This is a genomic window from Luteimonas sp. RC10 (assembly GCF_014192745.1).
In the GTDB taxonomy this organism is placed as follows: domain Bacteria; phylum Pseudomonadota; class Gammaproteobacteria; order Xanthomonadales; family Xanthomonadaceae; genus Luteimonas.
Genome location: NZ_JACHYJ010000006.1, coordinates 20,978 through 45,269, shown reverse-complemented (window position 1 = coordinate 45,269; position 24,292 = coordinate 20,978). Strand labels below are relative to the sequence as shown.

The window sequence follows — 24,292 nt, the reverse complement described above, 5'->3', positions numbered from 1 at the left end:
TGATGGTGCGATCCGGGCTGCGCCCGGGTGAGTCAGGTCATGCCGCCGAGCTCCATGCTGCTGCCGCGTCCCTGCGCGGATCCGTGCTGGCGAACACACGGCCTTCGAACAGGCGTCGCGCCGTCCTGACGACGCTGGCGACGATCGCGGCATCCGGGCCAGGTCGGTGCAGCGCCACATCCAGGCGGCCGCTGGGGTGTTCGAGGGCGACGTCGGCAGGCAACGCCAGCTCGCCCGCCATGCGCTGCGCCAGGGTGCCCGGGGTCACGCACGCCGTCGAGATGCCGACCGCACCGGTAATCGCCAGCGCACTGTGGCACTGGTGCGGCATGAAGTACCGCACCTGAAGCGTGCCGCCGGCACGCGGCGGCAGCAGTAGCACCGGCTTTGGGATCACCCGGTCGGCGGCGTCGGCGATGCCCATCCGCTGCCCGGCCTCGATGCGGATCCGTTCCAGCCGGGCCAGCATCGCGGTGTCGGCATTGAGCGCGGCGACGCTCTCCTCGCCGGTCACGCCGAGCGCGGACGCGGCCAGCATCACCATCGGCATGGCGCAGTCGACGCAGCTCACTTCCACGCCATCGATCCACTCGCTGGCCGCGCCGGTGGGCAGCAGCTTGCCGGTGCGCGCGCCCGCCGCATCGAGAAACGCCAGCGAGATCGGCGCCGCGGTGCCCGGCGCGCCGGCGATGGCGGTGTCGCCCCGGTAGCTGACCCGGCCGCGCGGCGTCTGCACCGTCGCCAGCACCACCTTGCCGGTATTGACGTTGTGGATACGCACCAGCGTCTGCGGATCGGACGCGGCAACCATGCCCGATTCGATCGCGAACGGGCCCACCGCGGCCAGCATGTTGCCGCAATTGGGGGTGGTGTCGACCACCTTCTGGTCGGGCCGGACCTGCGCGAACAGATAGTCGATGTCTGCATCGGCACGGCTGGCCGGGCCGACGATCGCGACCTTGCTGCTCAGGGCGTTGCCGCCGCCGATGCCATCGATCTGCAGCGGATGCCCCGACCCCATCAGGTCGAGCAGCAGCCGATCCCGCTGGGCAGGATCGCCGGGCAGGTCCGAGGCGAGGAAGAACGGCCCTTTAGAGGTACCGCCCCGCATCAGGACACAAGGCAGGCTGTAAAGATCGTTGGACATGGCGCGGCCAGATTGATATGTATATCGAATCAATAATTCGATTCGTTCCGATCTTGTCATGGGCCGAATTGATCTGTGAATTGCTTTCTTCTGGATGATTGATCCGATATGAGCATTAATTGCGAAATTCTCGATCTGCGCGCCTTCCTGCTCGTCGCCGATACCCGCAGCTTCCATCGCGCCGCCGAGGCGCTGCATGTCTCGCAACCGGCGCTGAGCCGGCGCATCCAGAAGCTCGAACATGCCGTCGGGGCACCGTTGCTCGAGCGCACCACGCGCAGCGTCGCGCCGACCGCGGTCGGGCAGAACCTGCTGCCGCTGGTGCGGCGGATGATCGAGGAGTTCGACGGCTCGCTGTTCTCCTCGCGCGGCGTCGACGACGGCCGCGGCAGCCAGGTCACGATCGCCTGCCTGCCGACCGCGGCGTTCTACTTCCTGCCCAGCGTCATCGCCCGCTTCCACGAGGACCATCCCAATGTCCGCTTCCGGATCCTCGACATCCCGGCCACCGAGGGCCTGCAGGCGGTCGAGCGCGGCGAGGTCGAGTTCGGGGTGAACTTCATGGGCGCGTCCGACCCCGAGCTGGAGTTCGACGTCCTGGTCGAGGACCCGTTCGTGCTCGCCTGCCGCCGCGATCATCCGCTGGCGAAGAAGCGCCGCGTGACCTGGCACGACATCGCCCAGCACCCGTTGATCACCGTGCATCGCACCAGCGGCAACCGCACTCTGCTCGACGGCGCCCTGGCGCGCGAGAACCTCAAGCTGAGCTGGTTCTACGAGGTGACCCATCTGTCGACGTCGCTGGGCCTGGTCGAGGCCGGCGTCGGCATCTCGGTGCTGCCACGGATGGCCACGCCGCAGGAGGAACACTCCATCCTGGTGACCCGCGAGATCGCGCCCCCGGTGGTGTCACGTACGATCGGCATCGTGCGGCGGCGCGGTGCGATGCTGTCGCCGGCGGCCGAACGGTTCCTGCAAATGCTCAAGAGCACCTGGCAGGATCCGGCCACGGCCTCGCGGCGATGACACCTCCGCCACGCCGTGCGATCTACACTGACCGGATCGATACGGTGACACCCGCCCATCCGTCACAGACCGGGCCGACGTCCGGCCGCATGCAGCACGCCATGACCAGCCCGGCTGCGTCACCGCCAGCAACCGCGACAGGAGCTCCTCCATGACCGATTCCTTTTCCACGCGCGCCGAACTCGACGTCGCCGGCCAGCGCTATACCTATGCCAGTCTCCCGGCGCTGGCGGCGAAGTTCGATATCGCCCGCCTGCCCTACTCGATGAAGATCCTGCTGGAGAACCTGCTGCGCCATGAGGACGGCGAAACGGTGACCGCACGGCATATCGAGGCGGTCGCGCGCTGGCAGGCGACGGCCGAGCCCGATACCGAAATCGCCTTCATGCCGGCCCGCGTGGTGCTGCAGGACTTCACCGGCGTGCCCTGCGTGGTCGACCTGGCGGCGATGCGCGACGCGGTCGTGCGCCTGGGCGGACGGCCCGAGCAGATCAATCCGCTGATCCCCTCCGAACTGGTCATCGACCATTCGGTGCAGGTCGACGTGTTCGGCCGTCCCGACGCGCTCGATCTCAACGGCAAGATCGAGTTCGAGCGCAACAAGGAGCGCTACGGCTTCCTGCGCTGGGGCCAGAAGGCGTTCGACAACTTCAAGGTCGTGCCGCCCAACACCGGCATCGTCCACCAGGTCAATCTCGAGCACCTGGCGCGCGTGGTCATGACCGCCGAGCGCGAGGACGGCACGCGCTGGGCCTACCCCGACACCGTGTTCGGGACCGACTCGCACACCACGATGATCAACGGCATCGGCGTGCTGGGCTGGGGCGTGGGCGGCATCGAGGCCGAGGCCGCGATGCTCGGCCAGCCGTCGTCGATGCTGATCCCGCAAGTGGTGGGCTTCAAGCTGACCGGCCGTCTGCCCGAGGGCGCGACCGCGACCGACCTGGTGCTGACCGTGACCGAGATGCTGCGCAAGCACGGCGTGGTCGGCAAGTTCGTCGAATTCTTCGGTGACGGGCTGCAGCATCTGCCGCTCGCCGACCGCGCGACGATCGGCAACATGGCGCCCGAGTACGGCGCGACCTGCGGCATCTTCCCGATCGACGCCGAATCGCTGAACTATCTGCGCCTGTCGGGCCGCAGCGAGGACCAGATCGCGCTGGTCGAGGCCTATGCCAAGGCGCAGCAGCTCTGGCACGAGCCGGGCGCGCCCGAAGCCGAATACAGCAGTGTGCTGACGCTCGACATGGGCACGGTGCGGCCGTCGCTCGCCGGCCCCAAGCGCCCGCAGGACCGCGTGCTGCTGGAGGATGTGCAACAGAATTTCCGCGACAACGTCGGTGCGTTGACCGCGCGCCGCGATGCGGCCAACGACACCCAGATCGACCGCTTCGAAAAGGAAGGCGGCGGTCAGCCGCAGGCCGAGCGCCTCGCCGCCCGGCCGGTCTCCAAGATCATGCTCGAAGACGGCGAGCACGAGCTGACCGACGGCTCGGTGGTGATCGCCGCGATCACCTCGTGCACCAACACCTCCAACCCCGCGGTGATGCTCGGCGCTGGCCTGCTTGCGCGCAACGCGGCCGCCAAGGGGCTGAAGGCGGCGCCTTGGGTCAAGACCTCGCTGGGGCCCGGCTCGCTGGTGGTCACCGACTATCTCGAGAAGGCGGGCGTCATGGACGACCTGCAGAAGCTCGGCTTCTATGTCGTGGGTTACGGCTGCACGACCTGCATCGGCAACTCCGGACCGCTGCCCGATGCGGTGTCCAAGGGCATCGCCGAGAACGACCTTGCGGTCGCGTCGGTGCTGTCGGGCAACCGCAACTTCGAGGGCCGCATCCACGGCGAGGTCAAGATGAATTACCTCGCCTCGCCGCCGCTGGTGGTCGCCTACGCGATCGCCGGCACGGTCGACATCGACCTGTCGCGCGATCCGCTGGGCAAGGACCCGGACGGCAACCCGGTCTATCTGCGCGACATCTGGCCGTCGAACAAGGAGATCGGCGACTTCATCGCGCGCACGATCGGGCCGGAGATGTTCGCCAAGAACTACGCCGACGTGTTCAAGGGCGACACGCGCTGGAACACCATCGAGTCGCCCGACGGCGAGCTCTATGCCTGGGACGAGGCCTCGACCTACATCAAGAACCCGCCCTACTTCGAGGGCATGACGATGGACGTGGGCAGCATCGACGACATCCATGGCGCGCGGGTGATGGGCCTGTTCGGCGACTCGATCACCACCGACCACATCTCCCCGGCCGGCAACATCAAGAAGGACTCGCCCGCCGGTCGCTTCCTGCAGTCGCGCGGCGTCCAGCCCGCGGACTTCAACAGCTACGGCTCGCGCCGCGGCAACGACGATGTGATGGTCCGCGGCACCTTCGCCAACATCCGCATCAAGAACCTGTTCTTCGGCGGCGAGGAAGGCGGCAACACGCTGTACTTCGGCAAGGGCGAGCCGGAGAAGCTGGCGATCTATGACGCGGCGATGAAGTACCGCGCCGACGGCGTGCCGCTGGTGGTGTTCGCCGGCAAGGAGTACGGCACGGGCTCCTCGCGCGACTGGGCGGCCAAGGGCACCAACCTGCTCGGCGTCAAGGCGGTGATCGCCGAAAGCTTCGAGCGCATCCACCGCTCCAACCTGGTCGGCATGGGTGTGCTGCCGTGCCGGTTCCAGGATGGCGAGAACGCACAGACGCTGGGGCTGGACGGCACCGAGACGATCGATATCACCGGTCTCGACGACGGCCGCGCCAAGCGTGCGCAGGTGGTGGCGACCAAGGCCGACGGCCGCCAGATCCGCTTCGAGGTCCACGTGCTGCTGCTGACCCCGAAGGAAGTGGAGTACTTTCGCCACGGCGGTCTGCTGCACTACGTGCTGCGTCAGCTCGCCGGCAAGAAAGCAGCCTGAGCCCGGATCGGGCACGCACCCTGCCCGCCGCCGCAGCGCGGCGGGCAGTCGGCGGGGACACGCGCGCGGCGTGCGCATACGCGGCGCGGCTGCCGCGCCGCGCCTTGCCTCGCCTGGAAAGCCTGTGCTCCAATCGAACGCGATTGCGCAGGTACGCTCACCGCTTCGAGTGACGGCCTTCATCAGGGAGAAGACCGAATGACCGACCAACGCCCGTGGCTGGCGAACTACCCTGCGGGCATCCCCGCCGAAATCGATCCCAACGAGTACCCCTCGGTCCCCGCGGTCCTCGATGAAGCGATCGCGAAGTACCGCGACAAGCCCGCGTTTTCGAACATGGGCAAGACCCTCACCTACGGCGAGCTCGACACCTACAGCCGGCAGTTCGCGGCCTACCTGCTGGGCGAACTCAAGCTCAAGAAGGGCGACCGCGTCGCGATCATGATGCCCAACTGCCTGCAGTATCCGATCGCCATCTTCGGCGTCCTGCGCGCGGGGCTGACGGTGGTGAACACCAATCCGATGTACACCGCCCGCGAACTGCGCCACCAGTTGGTCGACTCCGGCGCCGCGGCGATCCTGGTGATGGACAACTTCGGCAAGACGGTGCAGGACGTCATCGCCGACACCCAGATCAAGCAGGTCGTGACCACGGGCCTTGGCGACCTGCTCGGCTTCCCGAAGGGCGCGATCGTCAATCTGGTGGTCAAGCACGTCAAGAAGATGGTGCCCGACTACACCATCCATGGCGCGATCCGCTTCCGCGAAGCGCTCGCGCGCGGCAGCAAGCACACGCTGCCCGAGGTTGCGATCGCGCACGAGGACATCGCGTTCCTGCAGTACACCGGCGGCACGACCGGCGTGGCCAAGGGTGCGATGCTCACCCATCGCAACATGGTCGCCAACATGCAGCAGGCGGCGGCGTGGCTGGGCACCAACGCCAAGCGCGGCGAGGAACTGATCGTCACCGCACTGCCGCTCTATCACATCTTCGCGCTGACCGCGAACTGCCTGGTGTTCATGGAGTTCGGCGGCCACAACCATCTGATCACCAACCCGCGCGACATGCCCGGCTTCGTCAAGGAGCTCAAGGGCATCCGCATGACCGCGATCACCGGCGTCAATACGCTGTTCAACGGCCTGCTCAACACGCCCGGGTTCGACCAGGTGGACTTCTCGCGCCTGCATCTGAGCCTGGGCGGCGGCATGGCCGTCCAGCGCGCGGTGGCCGAGCGCTGGAAGGCGGTCACCGGCACCACGCTGGTGGAAGCCTACGGCCTGACCGAGACCTCGCCTGCGGCCTGCATCAACCCGATGACGCTGGCCGACTACAACGGCTCGATCGGCCTGCCGGTGCCCTCCACCGAGGCCTGCATCAAGGACGAGAACGGCGCGCAACTGCCGGTCGATGAGGTCGGCGAACTGTGCATCCGCGGGCCCCAGGTCATGAAGGGCTACTGGCAGCGCCCGGACGACACCGCAGACGCGATCGATGCCGAGGGCTGGCTGCATACCGGCGACATGGCGCGGATGGATGCCGGTGGCTACTTCTACATCGTCGACCGCAAGAAGGACATGATTCTGGTCTCGGGCTTCAACGTCTATCCCAACGAGATCGAGGACGTGATCGCGATGATGCCCGGCGTGCTCGAGGTCGCGGCGATCGGCGTGCCCGATGAGCGCTCGGGCGAGGTGGTCAAGGTCGTCATCGTGCGCAAGGATCCCAACCTGACCGCCGACCAGGTCAAGGCCCATGCCCGCGAGCACCTGACCGGCTACAAGCACCCGCGCATCGTGGAGTTCCGCAGCGAGTTGCCCAAGACCAACGTCGGCAAGATCCTGCGCCGAGAGCTCCGCGAAGCCGCCCCCGAATCGTGATATCGATCACACTTTTGAGACGATATCCGTCCCAAAGTGCCTGCAAGCCATTGAAGCCATTGCCCTGACGCCCCGATGCGCGCATAGAGCGCGCATCGGGCGATTCAGCATCCACGCGGGTTTGCACCGGCGCCCGACGGTGCGAACCCCGTTTCAGGGGATTTTCAATGCACACCATCGAACCCATTCGTCGCGAAGGCGCTGCCGCGCCATCACTCCTCCGCCTGCACCACGACGCTTCCAGCGATGCGCACTGGTGCTTCATGCATGCGCAGCCGGCCAGTGCGCAGCCTGACTACCGGCCCTGCTTCTCTCCCGGACTGCTTCGCGAACTGCGGCTGTTCGCCCAGGCGAGCATCGAGCAGATTTCTGAGCGGGCCCGGGTCGCGCCTGCGCATCTGTCGCATATCGTCCTGGCCTCCGATGCCCCGGTGTACAACCTGGGCGGCGACCTGCAGCTGTTCGTGGACCTGATCCGACTGCGCGACCGTGAGGCCCTGACCCGTTACGCCCGGCAATGCGTCGACAACATCCACCTGCTGCAGACCCGGTTGCACCCCAACGCCCACACCATCGCGCTTGTCCAGGGCGATGCGCTGGGCGGCGGCCTGGAACTCGCCCTGGCCTGCCGCACCATCGTCGCCGAGCGCGGCGTCCAGATGGGCTTCCCCGAGGTATTGTTCGGCCTGTTCCCGGGGATGGGGGCCTACTCGCTCCTGGCCCAACGGGTGAGCCCGCACGTCGCCGAGGAGATGATGCTGTGCGGCACCATGTACAGCAGCGAGGACCTGCACCGGCTCGGCCTGGTCGATGTGCTGGTCGAGCCTGGGGAAGGCGTGCAGGCGGTCCACGAGCAGATCCGCAAGCATCGACGGATCGCCACCGCGCGTCTGGCGCTGCACCGCGTCCGCGACGGCGCCCATCCGATCCCGCTCGCCGAACTGGTCCGCATCACCGATATCTGGGTCGATACCGCCCTGCAGCTCGAGGCACGGCATCTGCGGACGATGGAACGCCTGGTCCGCGCGCAACAGCGGCTGCAGCCCGCACCGGCTGAGGTCGGGCGCACCGCCGTCGGCGGCTGAGCGCAACACGGCCCCCGGGTCAGACGGCGTCTGACCCGGGCAGGCCGATCCGTGGCAGATCACCGCGCACCCGCAGCGCCTCCAGCGCGTCGTCGAGCGCCCGACCCAGCCCCTGCAGCAACAGCCGCCATTCGATGGCCAGGCGGTCGGACGGCATCCGCATGCCCCGGGAGGCCTGCGCCTCAAGTTCGGAGGCGCCGAGGTTGGCGGCCGTGCCCTTGAGCGCGTGACACAGGTCGCGCACTTCGTCCCATCGTCCCGCGTCCGATGCGCCCGCCAGGTCGACCAGGCACTTGCGCGCGTCGCGCGCGCATTCCGACAGGAAGCGTCGGATGAACGCCTCGTCGAATCCCATGTCGCGCATCTCGTCGATCACCGGTGTCGACATCCGATCCACTCGCGGCCGCAGGTCGGACGCGCGTCGCCCAGCCTCCACACCCGGTGCGATCTCGGCCAGCGTTTCGAGCAAGCGCTCGATGACCACCGGCTTGGTGAGATAGGCGAACGCGCCCGCACGTCGACAGTTCTCCTGCGCCTCGGCGGTGGCGTCGGCGGTCAGCACGATGAACGGCGTGCGCCGGCCGCTGCCCGCCTCGATGACGCGGGTCTGCCGAAGGACGTCCAGGCCGTCGGCGCCGGGCATGTGCAGATCGGTGATCACCGCATCGAAGTGCTCGCGCTCGAGCGCATCGAGCACGGCTTCGCCATCGTCGACGAGCAGCGGGCGGTGCCCGGCACGCTCGAGCAGGCGGCGCAGCACCATCAGATTGGCCGATTGGTCGTCAGCGACCAGCACGCGCAGCGGCGCGACCCGGGCCCGATGGCGCACAAAAGGATCGGCGAACGCAATCACGTTGCCCTCCCCCGCCCGACGCGCTGGCGCATCGCCGGCCACGCGGCCGAACGGCAACTCCACCCAGAAGTGCGACCCCTGCCCCGGCTGGCTTTCGGCCTGGATGCTGCCGTCCATCTGTTCGGCCAGGCCCTTGGCGATCGTGGTCCCCAGGCCCGTGCCCCCGTAGCGCCGCCCCAGGCCCGAGTCCACCTGCTCGAACGCATCGAAGATACGGACCAGGGCATCGGGGGCGATGCCGATGCCGGTGTCGCGGACCGAGAACCGCACCCGCACCCGCTCAGGCCCCGCCTCCACGGTGGAGATCGCGAGCGTGACCTCGCCGCGCTCGGTGAACTTGATCGCATTCGACAACAGGTTGACCAGGATCTGCCGCAGGCGGTTGCTGTCGCCATACAGCGTAGCGGGCACGTCGTCGGCGATCGACGAGGCCAGCGCCAGCCCCTTGGCCTGCGCGCTTGGCCCGAGCATGACCTCGATGCCGCGCACCAGGTCGTGGAGCGCGAAGGCGCTGTCGTTGCGCTGGAACTTGCCGGCCTCGATCTTGAACAGGTCCAGCACATCGTCGACCAGGGCCTGCAGGGCCTTGGCCGAGGTCTGGATGACCAGCGCGCTTTCGCGCTGCTCCGCACTCAGCGGCGTGGTCACCAGCAATTCGGACATGCCCACGATGCCGTTGAGCGGGGTGCGGAACTCATGGCTCATGTTGGCCAGGAACCGGCTCTTGGCCTCGCTGGCGGCCCGCGCGGCGGCGGTGGCATCGGTGAGTGCACGCAACAGCGAGCTCAGGTAGAGCGGGACCGCGACCAAGCCGGCGAGCAGGCCCAGCGCCAACGGCAGGTTGTGCTGTTGCCAGTACGGGGTGGTCGCGATCGCGACCCCGAACGTGATCACCGCAAACCCGATCGCCGCGTACAGGTAGCGCGGCCCGAACCGCAGGCCGTTGCCGACCGTGACCCACATGATCACCACGTACAACCAGGCCAGCAGGTCGCCGAGCAGGTACAGGCCCACACCCATGAGGCTGTAGTCGGCCAACATGCCCAGCACCCGGCGCGGATGCGAGACGCCGGGGCGCCACAGCAGCCAACCGGCGATGCCCAATGCGACTGCGACCTCGACCGCGAGATAAGCCTCCGACAGGCGCAGCTCGCGAGCGACCTCGGGGTGGCGGCCCACCACGAGCTGGAGGTAGGCATAGATCACGCACAGCATGACCAGGCGCACGGCCGCCTGGCCATGCTCGCTGTCGGGCCGCCCTGCCAGGCGGCTGCCGATCCAGCGCACGACGCCTTTCACGTCATTGCAGCCGGGTCGCGGTCCGGTCCAGGCGTGCGCAGATCTCCTCCAGCCGCGCCCGGTTCGACAGCAGCGCCTCCACGCAGCGCGGATCGAACGCGCGTCCACTGTTGTGCCCAATGTACTCGAGCGCCTCGTCCATCGACCAGGCGCGCTTGTAAGGGCGACGCGAGACCAGCGCATCGAACACGTCGGCCACCGCGACGATGCGCGCCTCGAGTGGGATCTGCTCGCCCGACAGCCCATCGGGGTAGCCGCTGCCGTCGAAGCGTTCTTGATGGCGCAATGCGATGCTGGCGCTGAGCTGGACGAACCGGTTGTGGCTGTCGCTCAACAGTTCGTAACCGATCCGCGGGTGTTGCCGCATCACGTCCAGTTCGGCCTCGTCCAGCGGTCCGGGCTTCATCAAGATCGCATCGGGCATCGCGATCTTGCCGATGTCGTGCAGCGGCGCGGCCAGTTCGATCATCCGCACCTCGTCCTCGAACAGCCCCATCGCCTCGGCGACCATGCCCGCGACCGCGGCCACGCGCTCGAGGTTGGCGCTGGTGCTGGCATCGCGATAGGCGATCGCGCGGGCCAGCCGGGTCAGGGTCTCGCGCTCGCGTTCCTCGACCTCGTGCATGCTGCGCAGCAGCCGCTGCTCGAGCGACAGCGCCCGCTGCTTGACCGATTCGGCCTGCTGACGCAACTGCAGCAGGTTGCGGCAGCGGGCCCGCAGCTCGCGTGGGCGCACCGGCTTGACCAGGAAATCGATGACGCCGGCATCGAGCGCAGCCTGGCGAATCGGCTCGTCGCCGACCACGGTGACCAGCACGACCGGGACATCCCGATGCGGCGGCAGCTTGCGGAAGCGGCGGGCGAACTCCAGCCCGTCCATGCCCGGCATCCGGTAATCGAGCAGCAACAGGTCGGCGCGGTGGCTGTCGCACCAGCCCAGCGCCTGCTCCGGATCCTCGAAGTCGAAGACATCGAGCTCCGGGCTGATGTCCTCGAGGATATGCCGCAACATGGTTCGCGCGGACGTCTGGTCGTCGACGATCACGATGTTCAACGCAGGCCCCTTCTGACGATGCGCGAAATACCGGTGGCATCGCGCTTGGCCGATCTTAGCGCGCCCTGCCAGCAACAGGGGAAATCGTATTCAGCGATGCATCGAAGCGCCGGTGGCCGTTGGATCGCCGCCGGTCTCAGGCCTCGCTCTGTGGGCGCATGTACGGGAACAGCAGCACGTCGCGGATGGACGATGACCCGGTCAGCAACATGACCAGCCGGTCGATGCCGATGCCCAGGCCGCCCGTCGGCGGCAGGCCGACCTCGAGCGCGCGGATGTAGTCGGCATCGAAGTGCATCGCCTCGTCGTCGCCGCCTTCGCGAGCGTCGACCTGGGCGCGGAAACGCGCGGCCTGGTCCTCGGGATCGTTCAGCTCGGAGAAGCCGTTGGCGATCTCCTTGCCGCCGATGAACAGTTCGAAGCGGTCAGTGATGCCGGCCTCGGTGTCCGATTCGCGGGCCAGGGGCGAGACCTCGACCGGATAATGGGTGATGAAGGTCGGCTGGATCAGGCCGGTCTCGACGGTCTTTTCGAAGATCTCCAGCAGCAGCTTGCCCCAGCCGTAGCCCGGCTTGACGTGCACGCCCAGGCGCGCGCAATGGGCGGCCAGCGCGTCGCGGTCGCGACAATCGGCAACGCTGATCTCCGGGTTGAGCTCGCGCACCGCCTCCTCGAGCTTCCAGCGTCGGAACGCCGGGCCGACGTCGATCGCATGGCCGTCCCATTCCAGTGCGGTGGTGCCGACCGCCTGCACCGCCACGTCGCGGATCAGCGCCTCGGTTAGGTCCATGACCTCTTCGTAGGCGACGTAGGCCTCGTAGAGCTCGAGCATCGTGAACTCGGGGTTGTGTCGCGTCGACACGCCCTCGTTGCGGAAGTTGCGGTTGATCTCGTAGACGCGCTCGAAGCCGCCGACGACCAGACGCTTGAGGTAGAGCTCGGGCGCGACGCGCAGGTAGAGATCCAGGTCCAGCGCATTGTGGTGGGTCGTGAACGGCTTGGCCGCCGCGCCGCCGGCCAGGTAATGCATCATCGGCGTCTCGACTTCGAGGAAGTCGCGCGCGTCGAGCCACTGGCGGATCGCCGCGACGATCCTCGAGCGCTTGACGAACACCGCGCGCGCGTCGGGCGAGACGATCAGATCGACATAACGCTGGCGATAGCGCTGCTCGACATCCGACAGTCCGTGCCACTTGTCGGGCAACGGCCGCAGCGACTTGGTGAGCAGGCGCAAGGTCTCGGCCTTGATCGACAGCTCGCCGGTCTTGGTGCGCATCAGCGTGCCTTCGGCCGCGACGATGTCGCCCACATCCCAGCCCTTGAACGCCTCGTAGCGCTCGCCCAGCGTGGTCGATTGCAGGAACAACTGGATCCGGCCGCTCACGTCCTGGATCTGCGCGAACGCGGCCTTGCCCATGACCCGCTTGGCCATCAGCCGGCCGGCCACCGCGACCCGCCGGCCTTCGGCCTCCAGCGCCTCGCCTGTCCAGCGCTCGGCATCGGCGTACGTCGCCTGCAGCGCGCCGGCCTCGTCGCGGCGGCGGAAGTCATTGGGGAACGCCACGCCCTGCCCGCGCAGCGCGGCCAGTTTGCCGCGACGCTCGGCGATCAGGGCGTTGTCATCGGCGGGCTGGGGGCTGTCGGGCTGCTGGCTCATGAGGGTCTCGGAAAAATCAGGTGTTGGCCGCGGATCGACGCGGAGAAAACGGATCGGAACGGGACGACGTGCAGTTGGGCACGATCCTGCCCGCAGGCGCTGGGCGCCAGGGGCATGGACCGGCTGCGCGGGTATCGCTCCCGTTCCTGCGCCGGGCGCACGCCCGGTGGCGCAGGGCGGCGTGCGCCGGATCGGCGGTCATCGCACCGATCCGCAGCGCAGCACTCAGTTGGCATCCAGCCGCTTGGCGCCGGCCTCCAGGCCGGACTTGAGTGCGGCCTCGACGAACTCGTCCAGATCGCCGTCGAGCACCTTCTGGGTGTCGCTGCGCTCCACGCCGGTGCGCAGATCCTTGATGCGGCTCTGGTCGAGCACGTAGTTGCGGATCTGGCTGCCCCAGCCGATATCGGACTTAGTCGCTTCCAGCGCATCCTTCTCGGCATTGCGCTTCTGCAGTTCCAGTTCGTAGAGCTTGGCGGCGAGCATCTTCATCGCCCGATCGCGGTTGGCGTGCTGGCTGCGTTCGGTCTGACAGGCGACGACGGTGTTGGTCGGCACATGGGTGATGCGCACCGCCGACTCGGTCTTGTTGACGTGCTGGCCGCCGGCACCGGACGAGCGGTAGACATCGGTCCGCAGGTCGGCCGGGTTGATCTCGATGTCGATCTTGTCGTCGACCTCCGGGGACACGAACACCGACGTGAACGAGGTATGCCGGCGGTTATCGGAATCGAACGGCGACTTGCGCACCAGCCGATGCACGCCGATCTCGGTCTTGAGCCAGCCGTAGGCGAAGTCGCCCTCGACGCGGAACGTCGCCGACTTGATGCCGGCCACTTCACCGCCCGACACTTCCATCAGTTCGGCCTTCCAGCCACGGCTCTCGGCCCAGCGCAGATACATGCGCAGCAGCATCTCGGCCCAGTCCTGGGCTTCGGTGCCGCCGGCACCGGCCTGGATGTCGACGAAGGCGGCGGCCGAGTCCATCTCGCCGGAGAACATGCGCTGGAACTCCAGCTTGTCGACCTGGCTGGCGTAGCCCTCGACATCGGCGACGACCGCCTGCGCGGTGTCCTCGTCGTTCTCCGATTCGGCCAATTCCAGCAGCTCGGCCGCGCCGTTCAGGCCCTCGGTCAGCGTGCGGATGCCATTGACGGTCTTGTCGAGCGTGGCGCGCTCGCGACCCAGCGCCTGCGCGCGCTCGGGATCGTTCCAGATATTCGGGTCTTCGAGCTCGCGCTCGACTTCTTCTAGACGTTCGCGACGGGCATCGTAGTCAAAGATACCCCCTCAGCGCATCCAGCCGACCGCGAAGGTCGGCGATGCGCTGGCGAACAGGATTGAGTTCGATCATGAGTGCGGTGGGACTCGCGTAAAGAGCCGGGGATTCTAGCAAGCCGCGCACCCGGCAGTCCCGGCCGGCGCACAGCGCCGACCGGGATGCCGCCTCAACGGCGTTCGAGCAGGATGCGGTACGGGCCGCCGGCGTCGCCATCGAGCGCGGAAGCCTCGACCACGTAGCGACCGGGCTGGAGCCGCTGGACGATCCGGGCATCGAGCCCACCGGCGCCGTCGTCGTCGCTGGCCACCTCGTTGCCGTCCTTGGTCAGCGACAGGTAGCTGTCGATCTGGCTGGAGCGCATCTCGATCGCGTAGTCGCCGGCACTGCGGACCTCGAACGACCAGCGGTCGGTCATGCCGGGCAGCAGGGCGGTCTCGACCGGGCGGCCGATCGTCAGCGCACCGCCGCCTGCGCCTTCCGGCACTTCGGTCGCGGTCAGCGACAGCGTGTAGGGGCCTGCGCCGGGCGTCGCGCTGTCGGCCTCGAGCGTGTAGGTGCCGGCTTCGAGCAGCATGCCGATGCGCGCATTGAGGCGTTCGCCGCCATCGTCGTCCTCCTTCTGCACGCCCTGGCCGGACAGTCGCATCAGCGGATCGATCTCGTCGCTGCGCATGTCCAGGCGGACCACCCGGCGTTGCGGCAGCGTGAAGCGATAGGTGTGCGGGCGCCCGGCGTACAGGCCGGTGACCGTCGACCCGATCGCCAGCTCACCGCCTTCGCGCAGGTCGCCGGTCTCGAAGCTCGACGCGGTGACACTGATGCGGTAGGCACCGCTGGCACCTTCGCTGCCGTAGCGCTTGGCAGTCAGGCGATAGCGGCCCGGGGCCAGACGCAGCGTCAGACGCGCGTTGCTGCCCTCGCCGCCGTCATCGTTGCTGACCGAGACGCCCGGTCCATCCAATGCCAGGACCGCATCGAAGTCATCGGACATCATGTCGATCGTGTAGATCCCGTCGCGGTCGATCTGCAACGGCAGCTCCCGCTCGCCATCGGTCCAGTCGCCGATGGTCGAACCGACGCGCAGCGCCTGGCCGTTGTAGGTGTCCACACGCGAGGAGATCAGCGTGTAGGGGCCGTACGACGAGGCGTCGGTGCCGCTGACGGCGATCGTGTAGCGGCCCGCGCGCCGGGCCCGGATCGTCAGCGACGCGGTCTCGCCGCGGTCGTTGGACGAACCGACCAGTTCATTGTCCAGGAATGCCGCCAGCCGCGCGCGCAGCGCGCCGGTCACCTTGAACGTGGCGACTTCGCCCTCGCGCAGATCCACGCGGTAGAGCTGGCTGCGCGAGCCGTCCTGGTGGTTGAGGCTGGAGCGGCTGGTGATCTCACCGCGCACCTCGCCGCCGATCGACAGCGGTGCGGGATCGGTGGCCTGGGCCTGCACCAGAGCAGGCGCGATGGCGAGCGCGATCGCCAGCGAAAGCGTATGGACGGTTTTCAAGCGAATCTCCCTTCGACAGTAGAGGCGCCCTGCGCAATCGCGGGCGCGGCGGCGCATTCTCGCACCCGTTCAGGGAAAAAGGGATCACCGTCCTTCCGGGGGCACAAGGACTTCGCTGCGCCCTGGCCGATAGGCAGCCCCACCCTGGCGATGGATCGCTCGCAAACCGGCGTCCAAACCGGGGTCAGCCCGCCATCGGCTCGCGGTGCTCGACCAGCAACTGCACCGCATCGCCGCCGCGGTAGTCGTCGGGCGCGAGCCGGTAGACGATGCGCTCGCGCGGGGCCGGCGCGACCTCGCGCCAGGCGCCGAAATGGATCGCATCGACGGTCGCCGGACGGCCGTCGAGCCGCAGGCTGAGCTTGAGGTGCCGCCCCCCGACCACCCGCCAGTCGACGACCGCGAACTCGCCGTCGAACAACGGCTCGGGGAAGCCCTGCCCCCAGGGCCCGGCATCGCGCAGGTGCGCGGCGTGCACGATGTCGAACTCGCCGGGCCCGAGCGGACCGTCGGTGACGATCTCCGCCCGCAGCAGCGCCGGATCGAGCAGGGTCGCAACCGCCTGCCCGAAGGCGCGCTCGAACGCGGGCAAGGCCTCGCGCCGCAGGCTCAGGCCGGCGGCCATCGCATGCCCGCCGAAGCGCTCGATCAGGCCGGGATGCGCCACATCGACCGCGGCCAGCACGTCGCGGATATGCAGGCCTGGAATCGAGCGCGCCGAGCCGCGCAACTGGTCGCTGCCGGGCTCGGCCGGTGCGAAGGCGATCACCGGCCGATGCAGCGCGTCCTTCATCTTCGAGGCCACAAGACCGACGACCCCCGGATGCCAGTGCGGATCGTGCAGGCAGACCCCGATCGCCGCAGGGTCGACCGGCGGCCGGCCGGCGACCGCGGCCTCGGCGTCATCGAGCATCGACTGCTGCACTGCGCGGCGCTCGGCATTGATCGCGTGCAGCGTCGCCGCGAGCGTCTGCGCCTGGGTCGCGTCGTCGGTGAGCAGGCATTCGATACCGATCGCCATGTCCTCCAGGCGACCGGCGGCGTTGATGCGCGGCGCGATCCCAAAGCCGATGTCGCCGGTGGTCAAGCGCGCCGCCTGTCGCCCCGACACGTCGATCAAGGCCTGCAGGCCTGCGCAGCCCTGCCCGCTGCGCAGCCGGCGCAGCCCGGCCGCGACCAGCGCCCGGTTGTTGACGTCCAGCGGCACGAGATCAGCGACGGTGCCGACCGCGACCAGATCGAGCAGCGTCGCCAGGTCCGGCGCTGGACCTGCGAAGGCGCCGGTCTCGCGCAGCCGCCGGCGCAGCGCCAGCAGCACGTAGAAGATCACCCCGACGCCGGCCAGCGCCTTGCTCTGGAAGCGGTCGCCGGGCAGGTTCGGATTGACGATCGCATCGGCCGGCGGCAGGGCCTCGCCCGGCAGATGGTGGTCGGTCACCAGCACCTGCCAGCCTCGCGCTTTCGCCGCGGCGACGCCGGCGTGGCAGGCGATACCGTGGTCGACGGTCACCAGCAGAGCGGGATCCAGCGGCGCCAGCGCATCGACCAGGCCGGGCGACAGCCCATAGCCGTGGACGATGCGATTGGGCACGGCATGCACGACATCCCGCGCACCCAGCATGCGCAGCCCGCGCACCGCGACCGCGCAGGCAGTGGCGCCGTCGCAATCGAAGTCGCCGACGACCAGGATCCGTCTGCGCTGGGCGATGGCATCGGCGAGCAGGGTGGCCGCCGTATCGATGTTCGACAACCCGTCGGGCGGCAGCAGCCCGGCCAGGCGTGGCTGCGCGGCCTGCAGGTCGTGCGCACCGCGCGCCGCATAGATGCGCCGCAGCAGCGCCGGCACCGTCGCCGGCCAGTCGCCACCGGGCGCGCTGTCACGACGTCGGATCGTCGGCGATGGACGCGTCATGGCCGCGCCGCCGTCGCCGGCACAAGAGGCCGGCGCCAGATACGCAGGCGGTGCCAACGGCGCAAGGTCAGCACCCGGCCGTCCTCGTCGTCGAGGATCAGGGTATCGAGCCGGCCACCGGCCAGCGCCGCGAGTGCAGGCCGCAGCCAGTCGGCCTGCAGCTGGCGCAGATCGCGCAGCCCACCCAGGTCGATCAGCAGCGCGTCGCGCTGCGCGGGCCAGACCGACGGCAGCGGTTCGACTTCGGTCGCGATCGCCGCAAGCGCGCGCAGCGTCGCATCGTCGGTGAGCACGCGCGCCTGTGCGCCGCGCGGCACCGTCGACGCGTCAGGCAGCGGCCCCCCGCCCCAGAACCACAGCGCATTGACCGGAGGGCGCCCGGCCGCCGCCCTCGCGGTGTTCCAGGGGTGGGTGTGCAGGAGAATTTGCGCCTCGTTCGCCAGCGCCCGCCAGTGCCGCGCCTGGGCGCCGCCGTCATCGTGATCGGCCAGATCGGTGCCGAGCGCATCGGACGGGTCGACGAACGCCGGCAGCGCGGTCTCCCGCGGCAGCCGCAGATACCAGCGCGATGGCGATGGTGCGTCGAGCGCGAAGCCGGCCTCGGCGAACACCGGCTGCAGGACCGGCAGCAGCGCGTCGACATCGGCCTGCGCCAGACCCAGCGTCTCGCCGTGGCCCATCAGGCGCACACCATTGATGTCCGGCCGCAGCCAGGCCGGGTCGGCGCGCAGCCAGGCACTGCCCGGCGCGTCGGCATCGCCAACATCGACCTGGCGCGACAACGCCGCCAGCGGCCAGCCGCCTTCGGGCATCGCGACGTGCCGCGCAAGCTGCGGTCGACGCCCAGGCGCGGCCATCGTGCGATCAGCACGGCCCAGCGCACGCACGATGTCCGGCTGCCAGCGCTGCGCGCCGAAACGCGCGGCGGCGGGCAGCAGGAACGTCGCCGAGGTCACCGGCTCAGCCGAGATACTCGACGCTGACGATGTCGTAGTCGCGGGTGCCGCCAGGCGCATCGATGCTGATGCTGTCACCCTCATGCTTGCCGATCAGCGCACGCGCCACCGGCGAGGAGATCGCGATCAGACCCTGCTTGATGTCGGCCTCCAGGTCGCCGACGATCTGATAGCGCTTCTCTTCGTCGGTCTGCGCATCGGCGATCACCACGGTCGCGCCGAACACCACCTTGTCGCCGGCATTGAGCTTGGCGACATCGATCACATCGGCATGCGACAGCTCGCTCTCGAGCTGCTTGATCCGGCCCTCGATGAAGCTCTGCTGCTCGCGCGCGGCGTGGTACTCGGCGTTCTCCTTCAGGTCGCCGTGCGCACGCGCCTCGGCGATCGCATCGATGACTGCCGGCCGCTTGACCGACTTCAGTTCCTCGAGCTCCTCGCGCAGGCGCTGCGCGCCGCGCGTGGTCATGGGTGCCCTCATGGCGTCCCTCCTGTGTGTGAGTTGGATGGCGACGCGCCGCCGTCGAGCTGCGCGTGCAGTTCCTGCAGGGCCCAGACCGGGCCGCTGCCGCGATAGTCCAGCGAATGCAGCAATGCGCGGGCGCCGGCCACGGTGGTCGAGTACGTGACCCGGTGCTGCAGCGCTTCGCGGCGGATCGAGAACGAGTCGGAGATCGCCTGCTTGCCCTCGGTGGTGTTGACGATGTACGCGATCTCGCCGTTCTTGATCAGGTCGACGATGTGCGGCCGGCCCTCGACCACCTTGTTGACCTGCTCGCAGGCGATGTCATGCTCGCGCAGCCACTTGGCGGTGCCGGCGGTGGCGACGATCGCATAGCCCTTGGCCGCCAGATCACGCGCGACCGGCAGCACGCGCTTCTTGTCCGGGTCGCGTACCGAGACGAAGACCTTGCCGCTGGTGGGCGGGGTGCGGATGCTCGCCGCCTCCTGCGCGCGTGCGAACGCCGCGCCGAAGCTCTCGCCCACGCCCATGACCTCGCCGGTCGAACGCATTTCCGGCCCAAGGATCGGGTCCACATTCTGGAACTTGGCGAACGGGAAGATCGCTTCCTTGACCGAGTAGTACGACGGCACGATCTCGGTCGTCGCACCCTGCTCGGCCAGCGTCTTGCCGGCCATGCAGCGCGCCGAGATCTTGGCCAGCGGCAGCCCGATCGCCTTGGACACGAACGGCACCGTGCGCGACGCGCGCGGATTGACCTCCAGCAGGAAGATCGTCTCCACGCCCGCGTCGTCGGTCTGCACCGCGAACTGGGTGTTCATCAGGCCGACGACCTTCAGCTTGCGGGCCAGCGCCGCGACCTGCTCGCGCAGGCGCGCCTGCACATCGCTCGACAGCGAATACGGCGGCAGCGAGCACGAGGAATCGCCCGAGTGCACGCCGGCTTCCTCGATGTGCTCCATGACGCCACCGATCAGCACGTTGCCGTCCTTGTCGGCGATCACGTCGATGTCGACCTCGACCGCGTTGTCGAGGAAGCGGTCGAGCAGCACCGGCGAGTCGTTGGAGACCTTGACCGCGTCGCGCATGTAGCGCGCCAGGTCGGCATCGGCGTGCACCACTTCCATCGCCCGGCCGCCGAGCACGTAGCTCGGCCGCACGACCAGCGGATAGCCGATCTCGCGCGCCAGCACCAGCGCTTCCTCGGGGTTGCGGGCGGTGCGGTTGGGCGGTTGCTTGAGGCCGAGCTCGTCGACCAGCTTCTGGAAGCGCTCGCGGTCCTCGGCCAGGTCGATCGAGTCGGGCGAGGTGCCGATGATCGGCACCCCATTGGCCTCGAGCGCGCGCGCCAGCTTGAGCGGCGTCTGGCCGCCGTACTGCACGATCACGCCCTTGGGCTTCTCGATCTCGACGATCTCCAGCACGTCCTCGAGCGTCAGCGGCTCGAAGTACAGACGATCGGAGGTGTCGTAGTCGGTCGAGACCGTCTCGGGATTGCAGTTGACCATGATGGTCTCAAAGCCGTCCTCGCGCAGTGCGAGGGCGGCATGGACGCAGCAGTAGTCGAACTCGATGCCCTGCCCGATCCGGTTCGGCCCGCCGCCGAGCACGATGATCTTCTCGCGGCCGCTGGGATTGGCCTCGCACTCGTCCTCGTAGGTCGAGTACAGGTAGGCAGTGTCGGTCGCGAACTCGGCCGCGCACGAGTCGACGCGCTTGTAGACCGGGCGCACGCCGAAGGCGCGGCGCAGTGCACGCACGGCCTGCTCATCGGTGCCCAGCAACTGCGCCAGGCGCGCGTCGGAGAAGCCCATGCGCTTGAGCGCACGCAGCCGCGTCTGGTCGAGCGCGTCGATGCCGTTCGCCGCGACCTCGCGTTCGGTGGCGATGATCTCCTCGATCTGATCGAGGAACCACGGATCGACGTACGACAGGCCGTGCACGTCCTCGACCGACAAGCCGGCGCGGAACGCGTCGGCCAGGTAGAACAGGCGCTCGGGACCCGGCTCGCGGACCTCGCGGCGCAGCGTCGCCAGGTCGCCCTCGTCGGTCAGGTCCAGGCCGGTCGGGTCGAAACCGACCTTGCCGGTCTCCAGGCCGCGCAGCGCCTTGTGCATCGATTCCTGGAACGTGCGGCCCATCGCCATGACCTCGCCGACCGACTTCATCTGCGTCGTCAGGCGGGCGTCGGCGGTGGGGAACTTCTCGAACGCGAAGCGCGGGATCTTGGTGACCACGTAGTCGATCGACGGCTCGAACGAGGCCGGGGTCTTGCCGCCGGTGATCTCGTTCTTCAGTTCGTCGAGCGTGTAGCCGATCGCCAGCTTGGCCGCGACCTTGGCGATCGGGAAGCCGGTCGCCTTGGAGGCCAGCGCCGAGGAGCGCGACACGCGCGGGTTCATCTCGATCACCACCACGCGACCGGTGGTCGGGCTGATGCCGAACTGCACGTTCGAACCGCCGGTATCGACGCCGATCTTGCGCAGCACCGCGATCGACGCATTGCGCAGGCGCTGGTACTCCTTGTCGGTGAGCGTCTGCGCCGGCGCGACGGTGATGCTGTCGCCGGTGTGCACGCCCATCGGGTCGAGGTTCTCGATCGAGCACACGATGATGCAGTTGTCCGCGGTGTCGCGGACCACTTCCATCTCGAACTCCTTCCAGCCCAGCACCGATTCCTCGACCAGCACCTCGCCGACCGGCGACAGCTCGAGGCCTCGCTTGATGATCTCCTCGAACTCCTCGCGGTTGTAGGCGATGCCGCCGCCCGAGCCGCCGAGGGTGAAACTGGGCCGGATGATCGTCGGATAGCCGACCTTGGCCTGGATCTCGATCGCCTGCTCGAACGTGCGCGCGACCTCGGCCTTCGGGCACTCCAGGCCGATCTCCTGCATCGCCACGCGGAACAGCTCGCGGTCCTCGGCCATGCGGATGGCCTCGCGCTTGGCGCCGATCAGCTCCACGCCGTACTTGTCGAGCACGCCGTTGTCGGCCAGGTCGAGCGCGCAGTTGAGCGCAGTCTGTCCGCCCATCGTCGGCAGCAGCGCGTCGGGCTTTTCCTTGGCGATGATCTTCTCGACCGTCTGCCAGTTGATCGGCTCGATGTAGACCGCATCCGCGGTCTCCGGGTCGGTCATGATCGTGGCCGGGTTGGAGTTCACCAGCACCACGCGGTAACCCTCCTCGCGCAGCGCCTTGCAGGCCTGGGCGCCGGAGTAGTCGAACTCGCAGGCCTGGCCGATGACGATCGGTCCGGCCCCGATGATGAGAATGGTCTGGATGTCGGTGCGCTTTGGCATGGCTTTCTCTAAGGTCGGTACCGCGTATCGGGGAGCGATCGCCCAGTGTCGATCAGGACGCGGGCTCGAAAGGGGACGACGGCGCGCATGCCGGGATGGGCCCGGGCAACGGCCTGCGTGACGTGGCGCGCCATGCGCCCGGGCGAACAGTGGACGCGGACCATCGGGACCAGGCCGCGATCACGACAGCGCCTCGACCGGAACCTGGATACCGCAGGTGCGCGCCATCTCGTCGCTTGCCGCCTTCACACGCTTGGGCGCAAAGCTGTGAACCTGATCGAATCCGCTCACGAGCGCCCAGAAGGCTTGCCCCTGGGTGAAGGCCTCGATCTGCGCCAGTTGCTCGGGCGAGAGGGTATCGGGCGGTGGCTGCATCCTGCCGGTCCGCATGTTGGCGAGCACCATGTCGGCGGCGACTGCCCCGGCCGGCGTGTCGATGAACGCGTTCCACGTCGCCAGATGCGCAGCGCCCTGCTCGCCCAACGCTTCGGTGAAGATCTGCCGCATATGGCCGATCACCAGCGTCCGCATCGGGCCCTGCGCGCAGTCGCATTCGCTCGCCTCCATCTCCACGAACGGCGGCACGGCCTGCACGATGTCCCGGGCGATCTCCTCACCGAAACGCTCGATGCCAAGACGTTGAAGCAGCGCCGCGACGCTGGTCTCGGACGCGGGCGCGGCCGCCACAGGCATGGCGACGCACAGCGCGGAGAGCAAGAGCAGGCGTGCGGCGGTCATGCCCGGCCGGTCGCCATCAGCGCCACGAACTGGTCGAACAGCGGCGCTACATCGTGCGGCCCCGGCGACGCCTCGGGATGGCCCTGGAACGAAAAGGCCGGCGCATCGGTCAGCGCGATGCCCTGGTTGGTGCCATCGAACAGCGAGCGATGGGTCACGCGGACATTGGCCGGCAGCGTCGCTTCGTCGACCGCGAAGCCATGGTTCTGCGAGGTGATCATCACCCGACCGCCATCGACGGCCTGCACCGGATGGTTCGCGCCATGGTGGCCGTGCGGCATCTTCATCGTCTGCGCGCCGGCCGCCAATGCCAGCAGCTGGTGGCCCAGGCAGATGCCGAAGGTCGGGACCTTGTTCTCGATGAAGGTGCGGATCGCCTCGATCGCGTAATCGCACGGCGCCGGATCGCCGGGGCCGTTGGACAGGAAGACACCGTCGGGCTTCAGCGCCAGCACCTCGCTGGCCGGCGTCTGCGCCGGCACCACGGTCAGTTCGCAGCCGCGCTCGGCGAGCATGCGCAGGATGTTGTGCTTGACGCCGTAGTCGTAGGCCACGACCTTGAACTTGGCCGGCGCCGACACGAAGGCGTTCGCGTCCAGATCCAGCTGGCCGTCCGACCAGCTGTAGCGCTCGGTCGTGCTGACCACCTTCGCCAGGTCCATGCCCTTCAGGCCCGGGAACTTGCGCGCGGCCTCGAGCGCCCGGTCCACATTCACCTCGCCGGCCATCAGCGCACCGTTCATCGCGCCACGGTCGCGCAGCAGGCGGGTCAGCTTGCGGGTGTCGATGCCGGCGATCGCGACGATCCCGCGCGCGCGCAGCCATTCGGGGAGCGCGATCTGGCTGCGCCAACTGCTCGGACGGCGCGGGACGTCGCGCACGATCAGCCCCGAGGCCCATACCTGTCCGGCCTCGTCGTCCTGGTCGGTACAGCCGGTGTTGCCGATATGCGGATAGGTCAGCGTCACCAGCTGGCGCGCATACGACGGGTCGGTGAGCACTTCCTGGTAGCCGGTCATCGCGGTGTTGAACACCGTTTCACCGACCGACAGGCCAGGAGCGCCCACGGAAACGCCCTCGAACACGGTGCCGTCTTCAAGGACGAGAATTGCGGAATCTGTCACGTGGTCTTCGCCTACGTCAGGTTGCAGGAAACCGCCAGAGCGGCGGCAGCCGGTCCGGAGGCGAGAGGTTCAGGCGAGCGAGAATTGTACCGACGCCGGCCCCGCTA

At 68.4% G+C, this 24,292-nt stretch carries 16 protein-coding genes; 4 read left to right on the top strand and 12 right to left on the bottom strand.

Going from position 1 to position 24,292, the window contains the following annotated elements; genetic code table 11:
* Positions 1–37: 37 nt before the first annotated feature.
* On the bottom strand, positions 38–1,345 hold the full coding sequence (locus FHW73_RS11430) for a 4-oxalomesaconate tautomerase (protein ID WP_255492935.1): 1,308 nt from the start codon (positions 1,343–1,345) through the stop codon (positions 38–40).
* Here FHW73_RS11430 and FHW73_RS11425 point away from each other — a divergent pair.
* From FHW73_RS11425 to FHW73_RS11410, 4 genes are all read left to right on the top strand, one after another.
* Positions 1,256–2,173 carry a LysR family transcriptional regulator gene (locus FHW73_RS11425; protein WP_183426849.1) on the top strand — a complete coding sequence of 306 codons (918 nt, stop codon included), beginning with the start codon at positions 1,256–1,258 and terminating at the stop codon, positions 2,171–2,173. The genes FHW73_RS11430 and FHW73_RS11425 overlap by 90 nt on opposite strands.
* 151 nt (positions 2,174–2,324) lie before the next feature.
* The gene (gene acnA, locus FHW73_RS11420; RefSeq protein ID WP_183426848.1) at positions 2,325–5,084 is read left to right on the top strand and encodes an aconitate hydratase AcnA; all 2,760 of its coding nucleotides are present in this window, start codon (positions 2,325–2,327) and stop codon (positions 5,082–5,084) included.
* A gap of 198 nt (positions 5,085–5,282) precedes the next feature.
* Positions 5,283–6,962, top strand: coding sequence for a long-chain fatty acid--CoA ligase (locus tag FHW73_RS11415; protein ID WP_183426847.1), 1,680 nt, complete (start codon positions 5,283–5,285; stop codon positions 6,960–6,962).
* A 167-nt stretch (positions 6,963–7,129) separates the two neighbouring features.
* Positions 7,130–8,047 (top strand): crotonase/enoyl-CoA hydratase family protein, encoded by a 918-nt coding sequence (locus FHW73_RS11410; RefSeq protein ID WP_183426846.1) that lies wholly within the window; start codon positions 7,130–7,132, stop codon positions 8,045–8,047.
* Positions 8,048–8,066: 19 nt separating this feature from the next.
* On the opposite strand, the gene FHW73_RS11405 is transcribed toward FHW73_RS11410, so the two are convergent.
* The 11 genes from FHW73_RS11405 to carA all read right to left on the bottom strand — a co-directional run bounded on the left by FHW73_RS11405 (position 8,067) and on the right by carA (position 24,185).
* Positions 8,067–10,199 (bottom strand): ATP-binding protein, encoded by a 2,133-nt coding sequence (locus tag FHW73_RS11405; RefSeq protein WP_183426845.1) that lies wholly within the window; start codon positions 10,197–10,199, stop codon positions 8,067–8,069.
* Between the two features lies 1 nt (position 10,200).
* The gene (locus FHW73_RS11400) at positions 10,201–11,307 is read right to left on the bottom strand and encodes a two-component system response regulator (protein WP_345776183.1); all 1,107 of its coding nucleotides are present in this window, start codon (positions 11,305–11,307) and stop codon (positions 10,201–10,203) included.
* 82 nt (positions 11,308–11,389) lie between these two features.
* Positions 11,390–12,910 (bottom strand): lysine--tRNA ligase, encoded by a 1,521-nt coding sequence (lysS, locus tag FHW73_RS11395; protein WP_183426843.1) that lies wholly within the window; start codon positions 12,908–12,910, stop codon positions 11,390–11,392.
* 225 nt (positions 12,911–13,135) lie between these two features.
* Positions 13,136–14,264, bottom strand: a protein-coding gene (prfB, locus tag FHW73_RS11390; RefSeq protein ID WP_183426842.1) for a peptide chain release factor 2 whose coding sequence is annotated in 2 segments (ribosomal slippage) — positions 13,136–14,188 and positions 14,190–14,264 — 1,128 coding nt in all. Because the reading frame shifts where the segments join, the coding sequence is not laid out codon by codon here.
* A 94-nt stretch (positions 14,265–14,358) separates the two neighbouring features.
* Positions 14,359–15,693, bottom strand: a complete 1,335-nt coding sequence (locus FHW73_RS11385; protein WP_183426841.1) for a hypothetical protein — start codon at positions 15,691–15,693, stop codon at positions 14,359–14,361.
* 184 nt (positions 15,694–15,877) lie between these two features.
* Entirely contained in the window at positions 15,878–17,605 is a 1,728-nt protein-coding gene (gene recJ, locus FHW73_RS11380) for a single-stranded-DNA-specific exonuclease RecJ (RefSeq protein WP_183426840.1), read from the bottom strand.
* The gene (locus FHW73_RS11375) at positions 17,602–18,561 is read right to left on the bottom strand and encodes a phosphoglycerate mutase (RefSeq protein ID WP_183426839.1); all 960 of its coding nucleotides are present in this window, start codon (positions 18,559–18,561) and stop codon (positions 17,602–17,604) included. The genes recJ and FHW73_RS11375 overlap by 4 nt, the downstream gene beginning before the upstream one ends.
* Positions 18,562–18,565: 4 nt before the next feature.
* On the bottom strand, positions 18,566–19,042 hold the full coding sequence (gene greA, locus FHW73_RS11370) for a transcription elongation factor GreA (protein WP_183426838.1): 477 nt from the start codon (positions 19,040–19,042) through the stop codon (positions 18,566–18,568).
* Positions 19,039–22,323 carry a carbamoyl-phosphate synthase large subunit gene (carB, locus tag FHW73_RS11365; protein ID WP_183426837.1) on the bottom strand — a complete coding sequence of 1,095 codons (3,285 nt, stop codon included), beginning with the start codon at positions 22,321–22,323 and terminating at the stop codon, positions 19,039–19,041. Before carB ends, greA begins: the two co-directional genes overlap by 4 nt.
* A 180-nt stretch (positions 22,324–22,503) precedes the next feature.
* Positions 22,504–23,061: a hypothetical protein gene (locus FHW73_RS11360; protein ID WP_183426836.1), complete on the bottom strand. Its 558-nt coding sequence runs from the start codon at positions 23,059–23,061 to the stop codon at positions 22,504–22,506.
* On the bottom strand, positions 23,058–24,185 hold the full coding sequence (carA, locus tag FHW73_RS11355) for a glutamine-hydrolyzing carbamoyl-phosphate synthase small subunit (RefSeq protein WP_183426835.1): 1,128 nt from the start codon (positions 24,183–24,185) through the stop codon (positions 23,058–23,060). The genes FHW73_RS11360 and carA overlap by 4 nt, the downstream gene beginning before the upstream one ends.
* Between the last annotated feature and the right edge of the window lie 107 nt (positions 24,186–24,292).

What these genes read in the sequence shown, in the direction of transcription:
- FHW73_RS11360 (WP_183426836.1), bottom strand. Translation starts at nt 23,061, where the DNA reads ATGACCGCCGCACGCCTGCTCTTGCTCTCCGCGCTGTGCGTCGCCATG.
- FHW73_RS11410 (WP_183426846.1), top strand. Translation starts at nt 7,130, where the DNA reads ATGCACACCATCGAACCCATTCGTCGCGAAGGCGCTGCCGCGCCATCA.
- lysS (WP_183426843.1), bottom strand. Translation starts at nt 12,910, where the DNA reads ATGAGCCAGCAGCCCGACAGCCCCCAGCCCGCCGATGACAACGCCCTG.
- FHW73_RS11430 (WP_255492935.1), bottom strand. Translation starts at nt 1,345, where the DNA reads ATGCAGCGCCTCGGCGGCGCGATGGAAGCTGCGGGTATCGGCGACGAG.
- carB (WP_183426837.1), bottom strand. Translation starts at nt 22,323, where the DNA reads ATGCCAAAGCGCACCGACATCCAGACCATTCTCATCATCGGGGCCGGA.
- greA (WP_183426838.1), bottom strand. Translation starts at nt 19,042, where the DNA reads ATGAGGGCACCCATGACCACGCGCGGCGCGCAGCGCCTGCGCGAGGAG.
- acnA (WP_183426848.1), top strand. Translation starts at nt 2,325, where the DNA reads ATGACCGATTCCTTTTCCACGCGCGCCGAACTCGACGTCGCCGGCCAG.
- FHW73_RS11425 (WP_183426849.1), top strand. Translation starts at nt 1,256, where the DNA reads ATGAGCATTAATTGCGAAATTCTCGATCTGCGCGCCTTCCTGCTCGTC.
- recJ (WP_183426840.1), bottom strand. Translation starts at nt 17,605, where the DNA reads ATGACGCGTCCATCGCCGACGATCCGACGTCGTGACAGCGCGCCCGGT.
- FHW73_RS11415 (WP_183426847.1), top strand. Translation starts at nt 5,283, where the DNA reads ATGACCGACCAACGCCCGTGGCTGGCGAACTACCCTGCGGGCATCCCC.